Source organism: Streptomyces sp. NPDC097107 (genome assembly GCF_044762405.1).
Taxonomy (GTDB): domain Bacteria; phylum Actinomycetota; class Actinomycetes; order Streptomycetales; family Streptomycetaceae; genus Streptomyces; species Streptomyces thinghirensis.
The window spans coordinates 601,304-621,941 of sequence record NZ_JBIWEF010000001.1 but is presented as its reverse complement, the minus strand read 5'-3'; the positions used below and the strand labels follow the sequence as shown (position 1 = coordinate 621,941).

General features: G+C 71.3%; 22 protein-coding genes and 2 pseudogenes. 7 read left to right on the top strand and 17 right to left on the bottom strand.

The window, feature by feature from the left end:
* Positions 1-75: 75 nt before the first annotated feature.
* Entirely contained in the window at positions 76-1,383 is a 1,308-nt protein-coding gene (locus ACIQ1J_RS02915; RefSeq protein WP_403553533.1) for a peptidoglycan-binding protein, read from the bottom strand.
* Between the two features lie 66 nt (positions 1,384-1,449).
* The gene (locus ACIQ1J_RS02910) at positions 1,450-1,950 is read right to left on the bottom strand and encodes a GNAT family N-acetyltransferase (RefSeq protein WP_403553531.1); all 501 of its coding nucleotides are present in this window, start codon (positions 1,948-1,950) and stop codon (positions 1,450-1,452) included.
* Positions 1,951-2,115: 165 nt separating this feature from the next.
* On the opposite strand from ACIQ1J_RS02910, the gene ACIQ1J_RS02905 reads away from it, so the two are divergent.
* Both ACIQ1J_RS02905 and ACIQ1J_RS02900 read left to right on the top strand, forming a co-directional pair.
* Complete coding sequence (locus ACIQ1J_RS02905; RefSeq protein WP_403553529.1) at positions 2,116-2,787, top strand: hypothetical protein; 672 nt, start codon at positions 2,116-2,118, stop codon at positions 2,785-2,787.
* A gap of 5 nt (positions 2,788-2,792) precedes the next feature.
* Positions 2,793-3,359, top strand: a complete 567-nt coding sequence (locus tag ACIQ1J_RS02900) for a hypothetical protein (protein ID WP_403553527.1) — start codon at positions 2,793-2,795, stop codon at positions 3,357-3,359.
* A gap of 10 nt (positions 3,360-3,369) precedes the next feature.
* On the opposite strand, the gene ACIQ1J_RS02895 is transcribed toward ACIQ1J_RS02900, so the two are convergent.
* Complete coding sequence (locus ACIQ1J_RS02895; RefSeq protein WP_403553526.1) at positions 3,370-3,777, bottom strand: DUF1992 domain-containing protein; 408 nt, start codon at positions 3,775-3,777, stop codon at positions 3,370-3,372.
* A 94-nt stretch (positions 3,778-3,871) separates the two neighbouring features.
* Here ACIQ1J_RS02895 and ACIQ1J_RS02890 point away from each other — a divergent pair, with 94 nt between their 5' ends.
* On the top strand, positions 3,872-4,264 hold the full coding sequence (locus ACIQ1J_RS02890) for a hypothetical protein (protein ID WP_403553524.1): 393 nt from the start codon (positions 3,872-3,874) through the stop codon (positions 4,262-4,264).
* Positions 4,265-4,292: 28 nt separating this feature from the next.
* Here ACIQ1J_RS02890 and ACIQ1J_RS02885 read toward each other — a convergent pair whose 3' ends face one another.
* The 3 genes and pseudogenes from ACIQ1J_RS02885 to proP form a co-directional block, all read right to left on the bottom strand.
* Positions 4,293-4,964 (bottom strand): O-methyltransferase, encoded by a 672-nt coding sequence (locus tag ACIQ1J_RS02885; protein WP_210958641.1) that lies wholly within the window; start codon positions 4,962-4,964, stop codon positions 4,293-4,295.
* 86 nt (positions 4,965-5,050) lie between these two features.
* Positions 5,051-5,317: pseudogene (locus ACIQ1J_RS02880) on the bottom strand (GNAT family N-acetyltransferase); the annotation flags it as partial.
* Positions 5,318-6,700 carry a glycine betaine/L-proline transporter ProP gene (gene proP, locus ACIQ1J_RS02875; protein ID WP_403553522.1) on the bottom strand — a complete coding sequence of 461 codons (1,383 nt, stop codon included), beginning with the start codon at positions 6,698-6,700 and terminating at the stop codon, positions 5,318-5,320. It abuts the pseudogene before it with no gap.
* A 455-nt stretch (positions 6,701-7,155) separates the two neighbouring features.
* Between proP and ACIQ1J_RS02870 the strand changes: the two genes are divergently transcribed.
* Positions 7,156-9,438, top strand: coding sequence for a bifunctional glycosyltransferase 87/phosphatase PAP2 family protein (locus ACIQ1J_RS02870; RefSeq protein ID WP_403553520.1), 2,283 nt, complete (start codon positions 7,156-7,158; stop codon positions 9,436-9,438).
* On the opposite strand, the gene ACIQ1J_RS02865 is transcribed toward ACIQ1J_RS02870, so the two are convergent.
* From ACIQ1J_RS02865 to ACIQ1J_RS02835, 7 genes and pseudogenes are all read right to left on the bottom strand, one after another.
* A complete protein-coding gene (locus tag ACIQ1J_RS02865) occupies positions 9,392-11,032 on the bottom strand; it encodes a hypothetical protein (RefSeq protein ID WP_403553518.1) in 1,641 nt (546 codons plus the stop codon). The two genes, ACIQ1J_RS02870 and ACIQ1J_RS02865, sit on opposite strands and share 47 nt — an antisense overlap.
* Positions 11,033-11,148: 116 nt before the next feature.
* Entirely contained in the window at positions 11,149-11,532 is a 384-nt protein-coding gene (locus ACIQ1J_RS02860; protein WP_403553516.1) for a hypothetical protein, read from the bottom strand.
* A 129-nt stretch (positions 11,533-11,661) separates the two neighbouring features.
* A complete protein-coding gene (locus tag ACIQ1J_RS02855) occupies positions 11,662-12,108 on the bottom strand; it encodes a hypothetical protein (RefSeq protein ID WP_403553514.1) in 447 nt (148 codons plus the stop codon).
* A gap of 553 nt (positions 12,109-12,661) precedes the next feature.
* Positions 12,662-12,829, bottom strand: coding sequence for a glycoside hydrolase domain-containing protein (locus ACIQ1J_RS02850; protein ID WP_403553809.1), 168 nt, complete (start codon positions 12,827-12,829; stop codon positions 12,662-12,664).
* Between the two features lies 1 nt (position 12,830).
* Positions 12,831-13,019 (bottom strand): annotated as a pseudogene (locus ACIQ1J_RS02845) (hypothetical protein); the annotation flags it as partial.
* 252 nt (positions 13,020-13,271) lie between these two features.
* Positions 13,272-13,553 carry a DUF397 domain-containing protein gene (locus tag ACIQ1J_RS02840; RefSeq protein WP_403553512.1) on the bottom strand — a complete coding sequence of 94 codons (282 nt, stop codon included), beginning with the start codon at positions 13,551-13,553 and terminating at the stop codon, positions 13,272-13,274.
* On the bottom strand, positions 13,513-14,361 hold the full coding sequence (locus ACIQ1J_RS02835; protein WP_403553510.1) for a helix-turn-helix domain-containing protein: 849 nt from the start codon (positions 14,359-14,361) through the stop codon (positions 13,513-13,515). The genes ACIQ1J_RS02840 and ACIQ1J_RS02835 overlap by 41 nt, the downstream gene beginning before the upstream one ends.
* 94 nt (positions 14,362-14,455) lie before the next feature.
* On the opposite strand from ACIQ1J_RS02835, the gene ACIQ1J_RS02830 reads away from it, so the two are divergent.
* On the top strand, positions 14,456-14,935 hold the full coding sequence (locus tag ACIQ1J_RS02830) for an ATP-binding protein (RefSeq protein WP_403553508.1): 480 nt from the start codon (positions 14,456-14,458) through the stop codon (positions 14,933-14,935).
* Here ACIQ1J_RS02830 and ACIQ1J_RS02825 read toward each other — a convergent pair whose 3' ends face one another.
* From ACIQ1J_RS02825 to ACIQ1J_RS02815, 3 genes are all read right to left on the bottom strand, one after another.
* Positions 14,936-16,075, bottom strand: a complete 1,140-nt coding sequence (locus tag ACIQ1J_RS02825; RefSeq protein ID WP_403553506.1) for a hypothetical protein — start codon at positions 16,073-16,075, stop codon at positions 14,936-14,938. It lies immediately after the preceding gene.
* A gap of 121 nt (positions 16,076-16,196) precedes the next feature.
* Entirely contained in the window at positions 16,197-16,925 is a 729-nt protein-coding gene (locus ACIQ1J_RS02820) for a cysteine hydrolase family protein (RefSeq protein WP_403553504.1), read from the bottom strand.
* Positions 16,925-17,515: an isochorismatase family protein gene (locus tag ACIQ1J_RS02815; RefSeq protein ID WP_403553502.1), complete on the bottom strand. Its 591-nt coding sequence runs from the start codon at positions 17,513-17,515 to the stop codon at positions 16,925-16,927. The genes ACIQ1J_RS02820 and ACIQ1J_RS02815 overlap by 1 nt, the downstream gene beginning before the upstream one ends.
* A 146-nt stretch (positions 17,516-17,661) precedes the next feature.
* On the opposite strand from ACIQ1J_RS02815, the gene ACIQ1J_RS02810 reads away from it, so the two are divergent.
* Positions 17,662-18,663: a GlxA family transcriptional regulator gene (locus ACIQ1J_RS02810; protein WP_403553500.1), complete on the top strand. Its 1,002-nt coding sequence runs from the start codon at positions 17,662-17,664 to the stop codon at positions 18,661-18,663.
* A 148-nt stretch (positions 18,664-18,811) separates the two neighbouring features.
* Here the strand turns inward: ACIQ1J_RS02810 and ACIQ1J_RS02805 are convergent, their stop codons facing one another.
* A complete protein-coding gene (locus tag ACIQ1J_RS02805; protein ID WP_403553498.1) occupies positions 18,812-19,417 on the bottom strand; it encodes a lytic polysaccharide monooxygenase in 606 nt (201 codons plus the stop codon).
* A gap of 440 nt (positions 19,418-19,857) precedes the next feature.
* Between ACIQ1J_RS02805 and ACIQ1J_RS02800 the strand changes: the two genes are divergently transcribed.
* On the top strand, positions 19,858-20,628 hold the full coding sequence (locus ACIQ1J_RS02800; protein WP_403553496.1) for a calcium-binding protein: 771 nt from the start codon (positions 19,858-19,860) through the stop codon (positions 20,626-20,628).
* Positions 20,629-20,638: the final 10 nt, after the last annotated feature.

Below are 20,638 nucleotides of genomic sequence, written 5' to 3'. Positions count from 1 at the left end.
GGGCTGGGCGGTCGGGGCGGGGCGTGACGGCCTGGCGGACTGCGCCCTCCTGGCGTACGCGCCCGTGAATGCCGCCTACGGCTCCCGCGTCTCCGACTCCAGCCGGCCCCGGGTGTCCTGCCCGTAGACGCCGAGCGCGTCGTCGCGGATGCCGCGGGCCCACTGGTAGGTGCGGACCGCGTCCTCGACCCGGCGGTCGTAGTCGCCGTTGGTGTCGCCGGTGTAGAGATGCAGCTGGGCCAGACGCTGCTGGAGCTCGACGACCTCGGGTCCGCGGTCACCGCGCTGCAGCGTGCCGCCTCCGTCGGGTACGCGGTCCTCGTCCTCGGATTCCTGTGCGGGGCCGTCGGCCGGTGCGGTCGTCGTGCTCCGCGTCGGCTCGGCCGACCGGGACGGCGTGGGCGAGGCGCTTGACGCCGACGGGGACGGGGACGGGGAGGGCGACACACTGGCACTGGGGGACGCGGAGGCGGACGGGGACGGCGACGCGGAGGTCTCGGGGGCCGACGGTGCGCTCGGCTCGGGGGCCGGGGAGGCCTCACTGGTCGACGGGGCCGGGACGCCCGCCCGCACCTCGTCCGGCAGCGCCCCGTCCCGGGAGGGTGTCTCGTAGGAGAACAGGCCGCTCGCGTACCCGGCCGCGCCCACCACGACCACGACCGCCCCCGCGGCACTCAACAGCACGCTCCGTCGCCGTTTGCGCGGCGGGCGTCCGCCGGTGACGTCCGCACCGGGCCCCACGGGCCCCACGGGCCCCACGGGCCCCACGGGCCCCACGGGCCCCGAGGGCTCCCCGGGCGCGAAGGGGGCGGCGGACGAGCCGGCCGAGGTCTCGAACAGGCGCAGGTCGTGGGCGCTGGGCGGGCCGGCCGAGGGCGCCAGGGGCGTGGGCAGGGTGGAGGTCGTCTCCGTGGTCGCGCCGGGCGGCTCGGTGCCGACGGCGCGCAACGTCATGGTGGCGTCCGGGTCGGGCGGGGAGGGCGGCGCGGACGGGGAAGGGGACGGGGACGCGGACGGGGACGGGGACGCGGACTCGGCGTGGGCCGCCGCGGGCACCGGCTCGGAGGAGGGCGCTCCGGACGCGGGCGCTCCGGACGAGGAGGCCCTCGAAGGAGCCACCGTCCCGCGCGTCCCGGGTGCCTCGGGCGTGCCCGGCTCCCCGGCACCGCCGTCCAACTCGACGTACGGCCGTATGCGCAGTGGATCGAAGTCCTCCGCCGCTGCCACCTGTGCCGTACGCGCGTCGCGCAGGGCTTCGGACGCCCGTGACCCGCAGGCGCAGGCGGGCGTGTTGTCCGCCTCCCTGGGCGTTCCGCACTCCGGGCACGAGTGCCCCCGGGGCCGCTTCCGCGGCTCCTGCGGCGGCTCCTTCTGCTGTTCCACGCGTTCGTCCCTCCCCCTCGCGACTCCCCTCGCGAACTCCAGAGATTATGCACGGGCTGAACCCGGTCACGCGGCGTGCGGGAGCCGCTTCACGAACCAGTGCTCGGCGTACGGGTCCTCCTTGTACGCCTCGGTCTCCGTGTAGCCGAGCCGGGCGTACAGGGCGCGGGCCTCGACGAGATCGCCGCGCGTGTCGAGGACCATCCGCGAGGCGCCGAGCGCCCGTGCCGCGTCCTCGGCGGCCCGTACGAGCAGCGCGGCGCCGCCCCGGCCGCGCATCCGCTCGTGCAGGTACACCCGGGTCAGCTCGGCGGTGGCGTCGTCCCGCAGCCGTACGCCCGAGGTGCCGACCGGTTCGCCCCCGTACCGCGCGACCAGCAACAGCCCCCGGGGCGGCACGAGGCCGGCGCCGGAGTGCGCGGCGATCTCCCGCTCCAGCTCGCCGGGGTCGGTGGGACGGCCCTCGTGCAGCAGGTAATAGCGGTCGCTGACCTCCGTGCAGTACGCGCGCCAAAGGGCGGCGGCGACGGGGGAGTCGTACGGTTCCGGGGCGACGGTCCAGGTCATGACCGGCGTTGTCGGGAGAGGACCGGCCCCGTGTGCAAGCGTATTTTCGCACCGCTGCGCCCTCCGCGCGCGCTGTGAGCCGTTTGAGGCCGGAGTCCGGGGCAACACGAACAGCGAACCGGCCCGTTCGGAGAGCCGGTAGGGCCGAGAACCCGGAAGGCACTCATGTCCACAGGCGTGATCATCGCTTTGATCGTGATCGTGGCGGCCGTGCTCGTTGTCGCGGCCGTACTGGCCCTGCGCGCGCGGGGCCCCCAGCACGGCGGAAGCCTGAAGCGGCGCTTCGGGCCCGAATACGACCGGGCCCTGGCCCGGCACGACGGCGACACCAAGGCCGCCGAGCGCGAACTCGCCGAGCGCGTGGAACGGCACGGGTCACTGCATCAGAGGCCGCTGGACCCGGCCGAGCGCGAGAGCTTCGAGGCGCGCTGGACCGCGGCCCAGGAGCGCTTCGTCGACTCTCCGCGCGAGGCGGTCGGCGATGCGGACCGGCTGCTCGCGGAGCTGGCCGGCGCCCGGGGCTTCCCGGACGGCGGGCAGTACGAGGAACAGCTCGCGGCGCTGTCCGTGCACCACGCCCACCACGTCGACGGCTACCGGCGCGTGCACCGCGTGACGCACGCGCGAGTGGACGGCGCGCAGGACAGCGGCGCGGGGACGGAAGAGATGCGCGAGTCCATGGTCGAGGCCCGTGCGCTGTTCGAGGACCTGGTACGCCCGGACCGTCACGACGCCGGCCGCCACCGGGCCGGAACGGGCGGCGACGGATCCGCGACCGCCCACACCCGTCCGCACCACTCCTGGTCGTTCAGCAAGCGCCAGCCGAAGGAGAGTTGAGGCACATGTCCGATGCGACCCGGCAGCCCGGCGGCATCCCCGCCGAGCGGGACAGGCAGACACCCGACACCCACGGCGAGACGGCCCTGGGCACCGGCCGGACGGACGAGGCGTACCCGGCTCCAGCCGCTCGCGCCGACCACGCCGCAGGCACCCGCGCCGAGACCACCCCCGTGCTGGACACCACCACCCCGGCCCGGCACGAGAGCACCACCACCCCGGCCCGGCACGAGAGCACCACGTCCCCGGCCCGGCACGAAGGCACCACCACCCAGGCCGCCCACGGGGGCACGCTCCTCCCGCCCGAGGAGTGGGACAAGCTCGGGCAGCGGCTCCAGCACGCGGTGGCCGACTTCGTCGACGCGCCGCGTGCCTCGGTCGAGGAGGCCGACCGCGTCCTGGAGGAGATCACCGCCCGCTTCACGGACGCCGTGACGCACCGCCGCCGTACGCTGCGCGCGTCCTGGCAGGACACCGGCGGCGACGACCGCGCCACGAGCACCGACACCGAACAACTCCGCCTGGCCCTGCGGGACTACCGTGAGCTGGCGGACCGTCTGATGCGCCTGTGAACCACGGGCGTCACCGCTCCGCCCGGCGCTCCCGCCACTGCCGTACGACCTCTTCGACGTCGTAGGGCTTCAGTCCCAGCGGGGGGCCGGGTGGTGGCTTGAACATCATGTCGCGGATCTTGACGTTGATCTCCTCGACGATGCGGCGGACCACCGGCTCCGACGGGGCGTTCGCCGCCGCCTCCAGGGCGTCCTCCGCCTCCTTGCGCAGGGCCAGGGTGGGCGGCAGCACGGAGAAGCCCTCGCGGGCCATCTTCCGCTTGACCCACCACAGTTCGTCGTAGGCGCTGTCCAACTCGCTCGGCAGGGGCTTGCCCGCGCCGGGCAGTTCCGCGAACTCGCCGCGCGCGTCCGCGTCACGAATCTGTTTGTCGACCCAGGACTCGAAGTCGACGCCGGGTGGCTTTCGCTCGGTCATGACCCCATTGTGCCGGACACCGCGCCACTGGCCGATCTATCATTCGGCGGCGACAGCCAACGACGGACGTCATGAGGTCTGCGAAGGAGCGCACGTGCTCGAACTCACCATGGCCGCCGTCACCGCGGCCGACGCGGGTGCGACGGCCGGCCTGCAGATGGCCGACGCGCCCAGCGAGCCCGGCGCGGTGCTGCGGGTCGGCCGGGACAAGTCCGGGTGCCGGCTGTCGACGCCGGACGACTGGCTCTTCGTCTCCCGGGTCCATCTCGAGTTCCGGTGCGGTCCCGACGGCACGTGGCAGCTGACCTGGCTGCGGGGCTCGCAGCCGGACCCCTCCTGCGAGGTCCGGCTCACCGTCGGCGGACACGCGCGGCCCCTGGCCTACGGCGGCACCGTGCCGCTGCCGAGGGGCGGCAGCGGCGAGATAGTGATCCAGGACCGCGCTGAGCCGCGCAGCGTCAACGTGGGCTTCTACCACGAGGTGTGAGATCCCGCGCTCGTCCTCGGGCCGGCCTTCAGGCCAGCACCCGGGCCAGCGCGAACCCGTCGTACCCCTTGCTGCCGACCGTCTGGACGGCCGTACCGCTGAGCCGCGGGTGGCTGCCGATCAGCTCGATGGCGGCGCGGGTGCCGCGTACGTCGTCGGCGGTGTCGCCGGCGTCGGCCACGCGGCCGCCGCGCACCACGTTGTCGACGACGATCAGGCTGCCGGTGCTGGTCAGTTTCAGGGCCCACTCCAGGTAGTGGGGGTTGTTGCCCTTGTCGGCGTCGATGAAGACCAGGTCGAAGGGCGGCGGGTTGTCGTCGGCGAGCTTCGGCAGCGACTCCAGGGCGGGACCCACGCGTACGTCGACGAGGGCGTCGAGGCCGGCGCGGGCGATGTTGCGGGTGGCGACCTCGGCGTGCCGGGCGCTGTACTCCAGGGTGACCAGGCGGCCGTCGGCGGGCAGCGCGCGGGCCAGCCAGATGGTGCTGTAGCCGCCGAGGGTGCCGATCTCCAGGATGCTGCGGGCGCCCTGGATCCGGGCGAGGAGCTGGAGGAACTTGCCCTGGGCGGCGGTGACGTTCACCTGCGGCAGCCCGGCGGCGTCGCTCTCCCGCAGGGCCGCCTCCAGGGCCTCGTCGCCGGGTGCGAGGTGGGTGGTGAAGTAGGCGTCGACGTCGTCCCAGAGCTGCGAGTCGCTCATGGCGGGGCCTCCCGTGTGCGTCGTTAGCTTTTCTAAGTAGGTGTGCTAACGAAGATAGCCGGGCGGCCTGCCGGGGCAGGGTGATTTCAGCCGACGGCGCGGCGGAAGAGCTGGCGGGGGCCGCCTTCCGGACCCGGGGCGAGGGTTTCGGCGGGGGTGAAGCCGAGACGCTCGTAGAAGACGCGTGCGCCGCTCTCCGCAGCGCCGGGGTGGGCGGCACCGAAGGTGACCACCTCGATGTCGGCCGGCCCCCGCACCCACCTGCGCATCGCGTCCCGCATCAGTTCACGGCCGACGCCGCTCGCCCGGGCCTGCCGCGACACGACGAGCCAGTGCACGTGGTGGACCGGCGCCTAACGCCCGTCGGCCGCCGGTGCCGAGCCGGGCAGTGGGCGTCCGGCGGACTCCGACATGAACCACACCGCGACGCCGCCGATCACGGCCGCGGCCATCATGTAGTACGCGGGCATCATCATGTCGCCCGTCGCCCCGATCAGCGCCGTCACCACCAGCGGAGTCGTCCCGCCGAACAGGGACACGGACACGTTGAAGCCGATCGACAGCGAGCCGTACCGCACCCGCGTCGGGAACAGCGCCGGCAGCGCGGACGGCATCGACGCGGTGAAGCAGACCAGCAGCAGTCCGAGCGCGGCCATGCCCAGCCCCACCGCCAGCAGGCTGCCCTCGCGGATCAGCAGCAGCGCGGGGACGGAGAGGAGCAGGAAGCCCGCGCAGCCCGCCGCGATCACCGGCCGCCGGCCGACCCGGTCGGTCAGCGCGCCGGCGAACGGCTGGACGACCATCATCAGGGCCATCACGGCCAGTACGACCAGCAGGCCGTGCGTCTCGTCGTACTTCAGCTCGCTCGTCAGGTAGCTCGGCATGTACGACAGCAGCATGTAGTCGGTGACGTTGAAGACCAGCACCAGGCCGACGCAGAGCAGCAGCGCCCGCCACTGACCGGTGATCATGTCCCGCAGCGGTACCTTCGGCCGCGTGGCCTCCGCCTTGTCGAGTTCGGCGGCGAACGCCGGCGTCTCCTCCAGCCGCATCCGCAGATACAGCCCGATGATGCCCATCGGCCCGGCGATCAGGAAGGGAATCCGCCAACCCCAGGACGTCAGGTCGCCGTCGGACAGCAGCGCCGTCATCAGGGTCACCAGACCCGCACCGCCGATGTACCCGGCCAGCGTGCCGAACTCCAGCCAGCTCCCCAGGAACCCGCGCCGCTTGTCCGGCGCGTACTCGGCGATGAAGGTGGACGCGCCCGCGTACTCGCCCCCGGTGGAGAACCCCTGCACCAGCCGCGCGAGAAGCAGCAGGACCGGCGCCCAGACGCCGATCGTCGCGTACGAGGGGATGAGCCCGATGGCGAACGTACCCGCCGCCATCATGATCATCGTGAGGGCGAGGACCTTCTGCCGTCCGACCCGGTCGCCGAGCGGCCCGAAGACCATGCCGCCGAGCGGGCGGACCAGGAACGCCGCCGCGAAGGCGCCGAACGTGGAGAGCAGCTGGGCGGTCGGGTTGCCCGACGGGAAGAAGACCTTGCCCAGCGTCACGGCGATGTAGCTGTAGACGCCGAAGTCGAACCACTCCATCGCGTTGCCGAGCGCCGCCGCCTTCACGGCACGCCTGACGAGCGCGGGGTCGGTGACGGTGGGTGCGCCGGCGGCGCGTGACGGGGGCGCGGGGGGCGTGCGGGACGGGTGAGTGGCGACGTGGGCAGCCGACAAAGCTTCGCTCGCCTACCTTTCGACGGGGACGGGGACGCCACGACCCGCACGGCGGCGCTGTCGCCGGGCCGGAAAGAAGCCCGCGGCACTCGGCCACGGGCAGAAAAGCGACCATAGGCGCTGATGCGCCGCTTACGCCCGGTATGCTTTTCGTTGCACAGTGCACGGAAAGGGCGTGCACGCAGGGAAATCCGCACCCCACGGAGCGCGCTCCTCCCTCGTGACCTGTGATCCTTCTCGCTCCCGCGGGAGGCGTCGACACCGCTCCCGCACTATCGTCGTCCGAACAAACGGCCGGGCGGTCGGGAAAAGACGGGGCGAAAAGCGGGCGGCGGTCAGGTGGAACGGGGGTTGCCTGCGTCTCCCCCCGGGGGTGGTGCGAGCCTCATAGGGTTCGCAAGGACAACACATCGCGTACACGGGCGCGGTACGAACGGGGCGGAGGCCGACGAGGCGTGGCTAATGCGGAGCACAGTGGGCGACCGGGGGAGGCCTTCGGAGGCCCGGCCGTCGAAGCGACCAGAGCACGGCTGCGGGTCGCGCGCCTCGGTTTGTGGCTGGTCGCCGCCGTCCTCGCCGTACGGCAGCTGGCCACGGTCCTCTCCACCCCGAGCGGGGAACGCCTGACGGACCTGGAGACCTGGGTCGGCGAGCACGGCGTCCTGCACGTGGAGGGGTCCCTCTACGAGTCCACGCAGTTCACCGGCACGCCCTTCGTCGGCCTGGTCCTCAAGCCGTTCACCCGCGCCGCCGAACAGGCGCTCGGCTGGGGCTGGACCTTCGGCTCGCTGCTGCTCGTCGTGGCCCTCGGCCTGGTCGCCGCCCGTGCCCTGCCGAAGCCGGTGGGCCGCCGTACGGCACTGCTGGCGGCGCCCGTGGCCGTCAGCCTGCTGATGGTGTCGCTGCCGGTGCGCAACGCGCTGTGGCTCGGCCAGACCAGCATCATCCCGGTCCTCCTCGTCCTGCTGGGCTGCTTCGCCGTCCGCGGCGAACACGGCGACCGGATCGGCGGCGCGCTGATCGGCGTCGCCGCCGCCTTCCAGCCGACCGTGCTCCTCTTCGTCCCCCTGCTGTGGTTCACCGACCGCGGACGGGCCGCCGTGTCCACCGGTGTCACGTTCCTCGCCTGCACCGCCGTCGCCTGGGCGGCCATGGCGCAGGACTCCTACACCTACTGGGTGCACCACATGGCCGGTGTGGGCCTGGGCGGCGAGGCCGACGACCTCGCCAACCAGTCGCTGCACGGCGTCCTGCTGCGACTCGGCTTCTCCGGGCCCCTGGAGACCGCCCTCTTCCTCCTGCTCGGCGCGGCCGTCGCCGTCCTCGCCCTGCGCCGGGCCGTGCGCTACGCACGCGACGGCCAGCTGCTGCTCGCGGTCGCCATCACCGGCTGCGCGGCGGTCGTGGTGTCGCCGGCCACCTGGCAGCACCAGCTGCTGTGGGTGCTGCCCGCGCTCGTCGGCCGGGTCGGCAAGCGCGCCTCCGACCGGCTGGTGTGGCCGGTCGCCGTCGTCCTGGTGATGACGCTGCCCGCGAAGATGATCCTGCCGAACATGGCGGCCCTGTACCCCCTGCGCGACAACGTCGTACTCCTCGCGGCGCTGGCCGCCGCCGTCGCCGTGCCGTTCCTGTCCCGCACCTCGCCGTACTTCGACACGCCGGTCCCGACGAGCTACGCGCCCCCGGTCCCGGCCCGCTTCAAGCACGTTCCCCTGCTGCCGTTCCTGCGCCGGGTCCGCACCCGCCCCAACCTCCTTCTGGAGCTTCTCCTCATCCGGGTCACCTACGCCGCCTACTCCCAGGTCCGCCTCGCGGCGACCGGCGGCAGCAACTCGGCGGGCCGGGCCCGGGCGGAGGAGCACGGCCGGCAGATCCTCGACATCGAACGCTTCCTGCACATCGACATCGAGCACGCGATCAACCACGCGGTGGTGAGGATCGGCTGGCTGCGGGACTTCTTCGACTTCTACTACACGTCGTTCCACTTCATCGTCCCGCTGGCCGTCCTCGGCGTCCTGTACTGGCGCCGCCCGGTCGACTACCGCTGGGCCCGCGCGTCCCTCGGCTTCGCCACACTGCTGGCCCTGGTCGGTTTCTGGCTCTACCCGCTGGCGCCGCCGCGTCTGATGCCGGGGTACGGGATCATCGACACCGTCCACGGGGTGCAGGACTTCTCGAAGCCCGACTACGGCACGCTGACGGCCCTCACCAACCAGTACGCGGCGATGCCGTCGCTGCACTTCGGCTGGTCGCTGTGGTGCGGGCTGGCGATCGCGATCGTCGCTCCGAAGATGTGGATGAAGGCCCTCGGCCTCCTCCACCCCCTCTTCACCGTCGCGGCGATCGTGGCGACCGGCAACCACTGGATCCTGGACGCGGTGGGCGGCGCGGCCGTGGTCGTGGCGGGCTTCGGCCTGGCGTACCTGTTCCAGGGGCCGAGGGCGCGGATGGCCACCGCGACCGGGACCAAGGGCACCGCCCCGGCCGAGGGCACCGCCCCGGCCGAGGACACCGCCCCGGCCGAGGACACCGCCCCGGACAAGGGCACCGCCCCGGCCAAGGACACCGCCCGGGCCAAGGGCACCCCGGCCGAGGACACCGCCCCGGCCAAGGACATCCTCCCGGCCGCGAACGCCATCCCCGCCCCCGCCCCGCCCCCGGCCGAGGACAACGCCCCGCCCGCCGAGGGGATCAGCAGCGACCCGCCGGCCCCGGCGAAGGACCGTACCGGCCGCTGATCCGGTACTCGCCCGGCGCGTCGACGGTCAGGCGGGTGAACTCGCCGTCCTGGGTGAGGCACCCGCCGTCGGCCCGCAGCCACGGCGACCAGGCGACCCGCACGGTCACCGGGCCGGGCCGGTCCACGCGGAGCACCAGGTCGGCGCTGGTGGTCGTCACGACGGTGCCGGGCTCGGAGACGAGCGGTACGGCGTCCCGCACCCGGTACACCCGCCAGTGCTCGTCCTGCCAGACGGGCTCCAGCCACTCGGGCCGCAGGCCGTCGTCCCGTACGAGCCGTGCCTCCTCCCTGGCGGGCCCGTCCGGCTTGCCGAGCGGCAGGACGACGAAGCCGACCGCCCAGCGGTCCAGCCACTCCCGGTAGGTGGCCGCGGAGAAGGTGCCGTCGTAGAAGAGGCGGGCGCGTTCCACGTCGAGCTGCCGGTTCCAGCCACGGGCCAGATTGACGTGCGGCGCGAGCCCGGCCGCCTCGCGGTGGTCGCGGGCCGGTACGGCCTCCACCCGCGTGCGGTCGGCCCCGAGCCCGTCCAGTGCCCGCACGACGCCGTCCGTCTCGGTGGCCCAGGCCGGCACCACGGTGTACTCCTTCAGATCGTCGGCGGTCTTCTTCCCCGTCCATCCGACGGAGAAGACGAGGGCGACGATCAGCAGATCGCGAGCGATCCGCCGTGTCCGGTCCGTGCTGAGCAGGGCCGCGAGCAGCACTGGGGGTGCGAAGTACTCGGCGAACCGCTCGACGTTCGTGCCGACGGAGGAGGCTATGAGGTACGTCAGTACGGTGCCGGCCGCGTACACGGCCCCGCTCCACCGGGCGACCCGCCAGGTACGCGGGGCCAGCGCGGTGACGGCGAGGCCGAGCACGACCGGCGGCCATATTCGGGCCGCCGGCATCGGCTGCTCGCCGGTGAAGGGGAACAGCAGCGTGGTCAGCCCGACGACCGCGGCGGGCGGCACGAGGAGGACCAGGGCGCGCCACCGGTCCCGTACGAGCAGGTGCCCGGCCCCCACGACCGCCAGGTACAGCCCGGCCACCGGTGACGCCATGGTGGCCAGGGCCGCGTACCCGGCGGCGAGGCCGAGCCGCCGCTCCCGGACCAGCACCACGCAGGCGGCCAGCCCGAAGGCGACGCCGAGCGCGAAGGTAGTACGGCCCGAGGCGGCGTTGCACCACAGGGCGAGGGAGGCGAGCAGGGCGGGCCACAGCGGCCTGCGCACTCCGGTCCGCATGATCAGCACGGCCGCCAGCCAGGAGGCGGCCAGCCCGGACACCACGGTGACCGTGCGCACACCGAGTGCGGCCATCAGGTACGGCGAGATCACGCTGTAGTTGACGGTGTGCGTCCCGCCGTACCAGAACAGCCCGTACGCCGATGCGCCGTGCCGCGAGACGAAGTCGGCCCATGCCTCCTGCGCGGCGAGGTCGCCCCCGCCGGTGGCGAGAAAGACCCACCACACCGCGTAGAGCGGGATGGTGGGCAGCGTGGCGAGCAGGGGCACGCGATGCCGGTGCCCGAAGGCGCGCAGGACATCGCCCGGGCGTCTCTCCCGGCGCCGTTCGGGGCGGGGGACGGTCGTCAGTGCGGCAGGGACCACGGTCGGGGTTTCCGTTCGGCGTCATCGGGGTGCACGGCGGGGGCACGTGCGAAGACGATAATTCGAACAGAAACGTTGACCGGGTCCCGGCCGGATCATTCCGCCAGGGCCTGTCGTCAGGCGGAGCCGGAACCAGCGCCCTTGCCGGGAGTCCAGTCCCAGTCGGCGATCTTCTCCGCCAGCTCCGGCAGCCTGCCGTCGCCGGGCTCGACGTCGATGTAGAACAGCGCTTCGTCCGGGTGCTTGTCGTCGCCGCCCCAGCGAACCACGCCCTCGCACTCGGCGAGGATGTCCCGGACCACCGCCAACTGCTGTGGGAAGTAGCCGCCTCGCACTCCGGACGGGTAGGAGCCGGGCCGGACCTGCACCGCCGTACCGGACGCCTGGTTCGACTCGGCCATGCCCTTGCGCACCTTCGAGGGGTGGCGCCAGCCGGTCACGTCGTCCCGGCGCAGTTCGTCGATCTCGTAGTGGAAGCGGCGGATCACGTGGACCAGCACGGAGCTTTTCGGGCTCCGGGCCCTCGGGTCGCGCCAGGGCGGGCGAGGAGAGCAGTTGAGTGCCGACAACGGTGCCCGCGGCCAGGAAGGCGGCACGGCGCAGTATGTGGCGGCGGGACAGAGGGGTGGTCACGTGTGGGTGCCCTTCTTGTGGTGTGCGATGACGAGCCAGGTCAGGACGAGAGCGCAGATTCCGAGCAGTACGGTCGCGGGGTTGACGTAGGACGGGATGACCGCCTCGACCACCCGCCCGTCACCGGCCCGGCAGCCGAAGTGCAGTGGCACGAAGGTCGGTTCGTACCCGGCGACCTTGCCCTCGACGGCCTTCTCGCAGGCCTGGGCCTGGGCGTGGTCGTCGAAGAAGAGCAGGTGAAGAAGCCCCCAGGTGTACATGCCGACCGCCGCGTCCCATGCCAGTACGGCCGCCGGGCCGAGGAGCGTCGCGCCGTTCCTGCGGGAGCGCACCAGGCCGGTGATCACACGGACCGTCAGCCACACCACGGTGATGAGACCGGCCAGGATCAGCAGGACCAGGATGGCCCCCACGTGCTCGGTGTAGGGCTCGTCGCCTGACATGTGCCGTACTCCTGTCAGAGGTTGCGTGAGATGGAGTTGTACTTCTCCATCACGTAGTAGAGCCCCATTCTCTTCTTGGCTTCCTCATAGGCGACGTCACCGGGGCCCTGGTACCGGCGCAGGACCTCGTAGATCTCCTGGTCCGTGTATCCCAGGGTCGGCTGGCGCAGGGCCGGTGAGTCGTCGTCGCCGCCGGGCTTGCCGTCGATGTCCCAGCGGTGGATCAGCGCGACGCTGGTGAGGGCGTACGTCTCGCTGTCGTACGCCTGCTTCCACGCGTTGTACTTGTCCTCGTCGACCGACACGTCCCGGCGCGGCTGACCCGACCCGTAGCCCTTGTCGAGCGCGTGGTTCCAGGCGCCGATGAGGGTGACCGCCCGCTGCTTGGCGATGCCGGTGGAGGTGTCCCTGATGTACTGCCTGGTCGTGTTGAACGCCGTGATGACGGCGGCCCAGGCCAACTCGTCGTCCGGGGAGATGTGCCGCATCTCCCAGTAGGCGGTCGTCTGGATGAGCGCCTTGCGCATGTTGTGCCGGTTGGACAGCTCGGTGATCAGGTCGTCGTGCGCGGTGACGGTCCGCTCGAAGCAATCCTGGTCCCCGATTTGAACCCGTGGTCGAGGGCTGCGTTGATCGCGGCCTGGCCCGCGGCGCGCCCCAGGGGGTAGCTGAAGTCGGCCGCGCCCCGGCCGAAGGTCTGGTAGATGGGGAAGCAGCGCATGGAGTGTGGAGAGTGTCCCGGGGCCGAAGTTGTTCGACAGGCCGGATATGCCGAGTTCGTACTGGAGGGCACGGGTGAGGGCGTACATGACGGTCCAGCTGGTCTGGCCGTTCTCGTCGAGCTTCGATATGCCCAGCTTGGCGCCGTTGTCATAGGTGGTGTTGATGAACTGCTGCGCCGCGCGCACCATTTCGTCAGCCGTGGGCCGGCTCCCTCTCGGGCGGAGGGCGGCCGTCACCGAGCCCGGGACCGTGCCCGACCCGGCCTCGGCCGGGCAGGGGTGATGACTGCCCGCCGCGGTCGTGTGTCAGGGGATCGGCCTGATCCAAGTGCCTTGAGGCCCGCACACTTTAGACACACAGAGATCACACGTTGCAGAGGCCGGCGCATGGTTGGCGCAAAAACGCTGGTCACCGGCTGAGCGGCAGCGCCGGCGGCGCGGTCATCGCGTCCCGGCGGAGGCCCAGCCGACGAAGGCCGCGAAGGCGGCGGGGGCGAGGGTGAGGACCGGTCCCGCCGGGGTCTTGGAGTCGCGGACGGCGACGGTGGTGTGACGGGGGAGTTCGGCGACTTCGAGGCAGTCGCCGCCCTGGTCGCCGCTGTACGAGGACTTGCGCCACGCCAGCGGGCCGAGCGGCGCGCACTCGACGCACTGGCCGCCTTGGTCGCCGCTATAGCTGGACTTACGCCACTGGGCCCCCGTCAGAAGCGTGTTGCTCTCCATAGCGTTCCTCCATCAAGCGCCGGATCAGCTCCGCCGAATCTCTGAGGGAGAGTGCGGATGCCTGGAGATGATCGTATCGGAGTGAGCAGTCCACGACGGTGTCCGGATTGGCGGTCGGGTGCCCGCTGCCGTAGCCCTCGGTGTAGATGATGGGCGGGTCGTCCGCGAAGCGGTAGACGTCGAACGAGCCTTGCAGCCCCGCGTGCGCTCCCGCCGAGAAGGGCAGGATCTGAATGTTGATCCGCGGGTTGTCCTCAAAGGCCAACAAGTGGGCGAGTTGCTCCCGCATGGTCCTCCGGTCGCCCATCTCCTGGTACAGCGCGGACTCGCTGAGCACAGCCCAGAAGATCGGCACCTTCTCCTTCTCGAAGATCTTCTGGCGCGCGACCCGGACGGCGGTGCGGTCGTCGAGTCTGCTCTGGTCCAGCGCCCCCAGGACGGCACGCGCGTACGCCCTGGTTTGCAGGAGGCCATGGATCATGTGCGTATCGAATGAGTAGATCTCAGTGGCTCGCACCTCCAACTCGGCCACCTGTTGAAACCACGCCGGTTGCTGGCTGCGCATCACCAGCGCGACCAGCCGCGACAGCAACCCGCCCGTCCCCAGCGCCGCGTCGACACGCTCGCTGAACTCCGGCGTCGGCAGCTTCCGCGCCGTCTCGATCTGGCCGACCAGCGAGCCGGTGTAGTTGACGATGTCGCCGAGCTGGCGCTGGGTCAGCCCGGCCGCTTCCCGATGGCGGCGCAGCTCGAAGCCGTAGTAGTCGAGCGGCGAGGCGCCCGGGTCGAGGACGTTGACGTGGGTCATGCGGAGAGCCCCTCTCGCGCCGACTCGGTCCACCGCGGGACCGGTTGTATCCGTTCCGTAGCCCACGGTAGTCGTCCGACGTCAGGCTCGTGCCGTGAACGAATACTTTCCCTCGGTCCTCGTGGGCCACCGCCCGGATCAGTACCGGATGAGCTTCACCGCCGGCGCCCACTCGGCGCGGCACGTCCGGCGGATCGTCCGCTCGTACCTGCGCGACTGGGACCTCACCGAGCTGGCCGACGCCGTCGAACTCGGCGTCACCGAGCTGCTGGCCAACGTCGTACGCCACGTCCCGGACCGCCGCTGCACGCTGCTGTTGCTGCGGCAGGCCGGCGGGGGCGGGGTCCGGGTGGAGGTGGCGGACGGCAGTCCACGACTTCCGGTCCTGGCCGGCGAGGTGCCTGACGACGACGCCGAAGGCGGGCGGGGGCTGGTGCTGCTGGACGCGGTGGTGGGCAAGTGGGGTGTGGCCCCCGGGCCCGGGGGCGGCAAGACGGTGTGGTTCGAGTGCGAGGACGCTGCCGGGCAGCCCGGAGGGGCATCCCCCGCCCCGGAAGCGGGGGATGCCCGGTGATCACACCGCCGCGGTGCGACCGGTGATCGGGCAGGCGCCGGCCGTCGCCGCCGCCTTACCGAAGGCGGCGGTCCTGGCGGTGGGCGCCGTTCCGCCGATCTGCTGGAGGATCTCGTCGGAGAGCAGGTCCTCCTTGCCCTTGAGGGCGTCGGCGACCTTGAGATCGGTGTTGAAGACCATCTCGGCGGCGACGTTGTCCTGGACGATGCGGGCGAGGTTGTCCAGGGCCACGAAGACCGGGTCCGAGGGGGTCTCCACGGTCGGCAGGTCGATCAGGTGGGTGTCCACCTTCGCCTGGTTCATGGTGCGGCGGATGATGATGGACGCCTGGTTCAGCTCGGCCGTGGTCCAGATCGACAGCACGGTGACGTAGAGGTCGCTCCACGCCTTCTCGCCGATCAGTGTGCGCCAGCGCTTCATGAGTCCTTCGATGCCGGTGATCTGCGCGGTGGCGGCGAAGGTCATGTTGACGCGGATGGACGGGTAGACGGTGGCCGCGAACCGGTTGAACGACACCATGTCGAACGACTGGGCCGCGACCGACGCGTCGATGAACTTGACGGCCTCACTCAGGATCTTGTCGCAGGAATTCTCCAGGTCCAGGGGGAGATTCGCGGTGCCGAGCTTCGTGTGCGCCGTCTGGAGCGTGGTCTTGAAGGCGTTCAGCGGGGTGATCCAGCCCTTGTCGCCCGGTGCCTTGGTGACGACCATGTCCAGGTCGTGCGGGTCGATGCGGTCCGCGTTGGGGATGTTGGGGACCTGGTCGCTGAGGTAGGCGGCGATCACCGAAAAGATCCCCAGGGGAACGTGGGCGATCGACTTGGCGAGCTCGAAGTACTCCGGGACCGGGTCGACGGTCTCGACCTGCTTGCCATTGCTGATGAGGGTGAAGCGTCCGCCGACCGCGTTGTTCGAGACGACGACGACCGGACTGAGCTGCGTCGTCAGTTCGCTCTTGAGGGTCGCGTAGTTCGCGCGCATTCTCGTGTTGACGGCGCGTATCGCGTCGCGTGCCGCCTTCTCGTCGGTCGCGGTGATTCCCGCGGTCGCCGCCGAGGCGGTGGAGGCCTGCTGGCCGGTGAAGAGCGTTGCCGCCCCGACGGCCGACGCGGTACCCAGAAATCCTCTACGTGTTGCCATGCCCCGTTTTCTGCTTTCTGTGGTGAGCGAAAGTGCCTTTTGGCGATGTGGGGGGGGAAACGGCGTGGGGGGAGTTCGGGGTGGGGGGATCTCAGAGTGGGGCTGAGGGGGAGTCAGGCTCTCAGGACAGGGACTTCTGCGACGGGACCACGACTCCGTAGAGGTCCTGGACCGTGGCGAGGGCGGCCTCGTGGACCTGCTGCGCGGGAATGCCGTCCGGGTCGCCCTTCAGCGGCAGCGGCCGGGTCGCGGAGGCGTCGGCGACCACGGTCGGTGCGTTGCCGTTGAGGAACGCGCCCTGGGCGGTGAACAGGGTGCACATGTTGGTCATGAACCCGGCGACGATGACGTTCTTGTTCCCGGCCTTCTTGACCTGCTCGGCGAGATCGGTGCCGTGGAAGGCGTTGGGGACGCTCTTCTCGACGACGGGCTCGCCCTTGGCCGGCTTGAGCGCCGGGATGATCCGGCCCGCCTCCGACTTCAGGTCGTAGCCCTTGTCGACGATGTGGATGACCGGCGTACCCGCCTCGCGGGCCCGCTTCAGCAGGGCCTCGGCGTTGGCCACGGCCGGCTTCCAGCCGTCGAGTTCCATCACGCCCTCGGTATAGGTGTTCTGGTAGTCGACCATGATGAGTGTGGCGTCGGAGAGCGTGGCCGGGGTCTCGCTGAACTTGTTGAGCTGCCGCAGGGTCGTCGTGTCCTTCGCGACGTTCTTCTCGGCGGTGGCCGTGGTGGCGGCCGACGGCTTGTCCTCGGAGGTGGCGGCCTCGGAACTTCCGCCGCACGCGGCGACGGTGGCCGAGAGGACGGCGGCGGTGGCGAGGGCGACGGCCGGGCGCAGCAGCTTCATCAGGAGATCTCCTTCAGGGACGGGACGACGACCCCGTACAGGTCGGCGATGGTGGCGAGGGCGCTGTTGTGGACCTGCCGGGCGTCCAGCTCCAGGCCCGCGACGGGCAGCGCGCGGGTGGCGCAGGCGTCGGCCACGACGGTCGGGCGGTTGCCGCGCAGGAAGGCGCCCTGGGCGGTGAAGGCCACGCACATGTGCGTCATGAACCCGGCGATGACCAGGTCGCCGTGGCCGGCGGCGTCGATGTGCTCGGCCAGGTCCGTACCGACGAAGGCGTTCGGCACCTTCTTGACGACGACGGGCTCGCCGTCGGCCGGTGCGACGCTCGGGTGGATGGCGCCGATCTCGGCGCGGACGTCGTACGGGGTGCCCTCGCCGCCGTCGTTGACGACGTGGACGACCCGGGTGCCCTCCTGACGGGCCCGTGCCAGCAGTTGGGCGGCGGCGTCGAGCGCGGCCTGCCAGCCGTCCAGTTCCATGACGCCGGTCGTGTAGGTGTTCTGGTAGTCGACCAGGATCAGGGTGGACTCGGCGAGCTTCGCGGGGGTGTCGTCGAAGCCGTTGAGCCGGCGCAGCGTCGTTCTGGGCATGGGAAGTCGCCTAACGTGCTTGTCGGGAGGGGCGGTTCACCGGTGCGGTGGCCTGTGCCCATGACGCTATGGCCCACCGCCGGGTGTCGGCAATGTCGTCTAACATGCAGATACCGACATGGCTGTTGCCGAGCGTGGGGGGTCACTTGAGCATCGTCGGACGACTGATCGTCATAGTCCTCTTCGAAGGCGTCGATCTGCTCGACGTCACCGGCCCACCGGAGGTGTTCTCCCTCGCCCGGCGCGAGACGGAGGAGGCGGCGGGCTACGACGTGGTCCTCGTCGCCGAGACCATGGCACCGGTCACCACCGGCGCCGGGGTCCGGGTCCTGCCCGACACGACCTTCGACGAGCTGTCCGCACCCTCGGCGCGGAGCATCGACACCCTGATCGTGCCCGGCGCCGTGGAGGTGGACGACCAGCGCCGCGTGCACCCGCTCACCGACCCCGCCGTGGTGGAGCGGGTGCGGCAGCTCGCCGACCGGACCCGGAGGGTCACGTCCGTCTGCGTCGGCGCGCACATCCTCGCCGCCGCCGGACTCCTCGACGGCAAGCGCGCCACCACCCACTGGTCGACCGCGCGGCAACTCGCCGAGGACCATCCGGCCGTCGAGGTCGACGCCGACCCGATCTTCATCCGGGAAGGCGACGTGTGGACCGGCGCGGGCATCAGCGCCTGCCTCGACCTCTCACTCGCCCTCATCGCCGACGACCTCGGCGAGGAGGTGGCGCTGCGGGTCGCCCGACAGCTCGTGATGTACCTGAAGCGGCCCAGCGGACAGAGTCAGTTCAGTGTCCCGCTGGAGCAGGTCTCGACGACCCGGCGCATCGAGGACCTGCGCCACCACATCATGCGCAACATCGCCGAACCGCTCACCGTCGCCGACCTCGCCGCGTGCGCCCACGTCAGCGACCGGCAGCTCACCCGGATCTTCAAGACCGAACTCGGCACGACCCCGCACGCCTACATCGAGTCGGCCCGCGTCGAGGTGGCGCGCCACCAGCTCGAATCCACCGACGCGACCTTGGAGAGGATCGCCTCCGCCTGCGGTTTCGGCACCGTCGACACCCTGGTCCGGGCCTTCCGCCGCCGACTTGACACGACACCGACCGAGTACCGGCGCCGGTTCCGGACCCTCCTCGCCTGAGGTGGGTTCCCGGGCACGGAACGCCGAGCTCGGGAGCCCCGTCGGGGCAGGTGGCCGAGGGGCCCCTGCCCCGACGGGGCTCGGTCTGCCGGGCGGGCGGGTCACCGGCGCCCGGCGAAGGCCGGTGCCGTGCGCGGCGCTCCTCGGCTCAGCCGAAGTTCACGTCGCTGCACCACATGTACGCCTGGTCGAGGTGCGAGGCCTGCCAGATCACGAACACCACGTGGTGTCCGGTGTACCCGGAAGTCTGGACGGGGAAGGTGATGTTCTGCGCCGGGGCGAAGCGGCCGGTCTGCGTGATGAAGTCGAGGTTGCCCCAGCCCAGGGTCTGGGTCTTGGGGTCGAAGCCCTGCTTGCTCACATAGACCTTGAAGTAGTCGGCACCGTGGGACGCCTGGTCGTACAGCTGCACCGAGAAGTTGCTGCCGACGTTGGTGGTCTTCCACTGGCCGGGCTTGTTCAGACTGGCGTTCCTCGCGAGGTTGTTGCTGCAGAGCGTCCCGTCGGGGGTCTTCGCCTGGAACTGGCCACCGAGGCCGTCGCGGAGGGCGCTCATCCAGTTCCACATGGTGTCGGCGTTGGCCTGGAAGGCCTGCCAGCACATGGGGTCCTGGGTCTGCATGGCCGGGTTCGTGTGGTTGCTGCCCCACGTCTTCCAGCACTGGTACGCGCGGGTGGCGGGACCGACGATGGTGCCGTGGGCCTGGGCGGGGGTCGACCAGGCCAGTGCGCCGAAGACCACGGCGAACAGCATGACGAGCGCCTGGAGAGGCCGGCGGAGGGCCGACCGCGAACGCCCGGTTAACGGACTCGTTGTGCGCATGTGGGGGGACTCCTTCCAGAGGTAAGGCTGTAGTGGGAGCGCTCCCAAAGTGACGACTCCTCAGTGAAATGTCAATGAAACAGACAAACTTGATCACAGCGGTGGGTCGCGGTCGGGGAATCCGCCCTGGTGCGGGAGCCGGTGCCCTTGCCGGACTCGGGCGGTCGGCCCTTCCCGCGGCGACTCCGGAACCACTCCTTGCCGTCGAGTCCCACCCATCGCCTCCGGAGGGGCAACGGTCTACCATGACGCCGCGTCAGTTCGCGGGCCTGCATCTTCGGGCCGGCGGAGGAGACCGCCTTTACGGCCGAGTCCCCGCCAGCACCACGCAAGCCGTTCGGTCAACCGTCACTCCATCGAGATGAGGTTCCATGAACCGAAACCGAACCGCCGTCGGCGCGTTCGTCGTGGCCCTGTGCACTGCCGGTCTCGCCCTCGACCCGGCGACCGCCGCGAGCGCCGCCGAGGCGAAGTCCCGCGTCGGAGCCGACTGGGAGACCCAGTCGATCGTCTTCACGGCCGCCGCGGGCCACACCAACGACCTCAGCGTCTTCTTCATGTACACCAGCGACGGCATCCAGCGGATCGGCTTCCGCGACGTGGTCCCGCTCGAACCGGGCGGCCATTGCGCGTACTCCTCAGCCGAGGACACCACCGCCGTCGTCTGCGAACTGCCCGCCGAGGGCCCCCGTCCCGACCGGATCGACATCCACCTCGGCGACGGCGACGATACGGTCGCCGCCTTCACTCCCGGGGTCGGCACCGTCAGCGGCGGCTCCGGTGACGACGAACTGCATGCCCACACGGCACGCACGGTGCTGGGCGGCGACGGGAACGACATGGTCATGGGGCCCGCCGTGCTGCACGGCGGCGACGGCATGGACCACCTCATGGGTGACGGCGACGACCAGCGGATGTGGGGTGGCGCGGGCGACGACATGATCGAGGGCTACGGCGGCGACGACACCGTGTACGCCGGCTCCGGCGACGACCATGCCATGGGCGGGGACGGCCGCGACATCGTTCTCGGCGGCCCCGGCGACGACATGCTGCACGGCGAAGGCGGCGACGACCTCGTCGGTGGCGGCCCCGGAAAGGACACCGTCGAAGGCGGGCCGGGCCGCGACATCGTCCTCCCGTAGGCGCACCCGG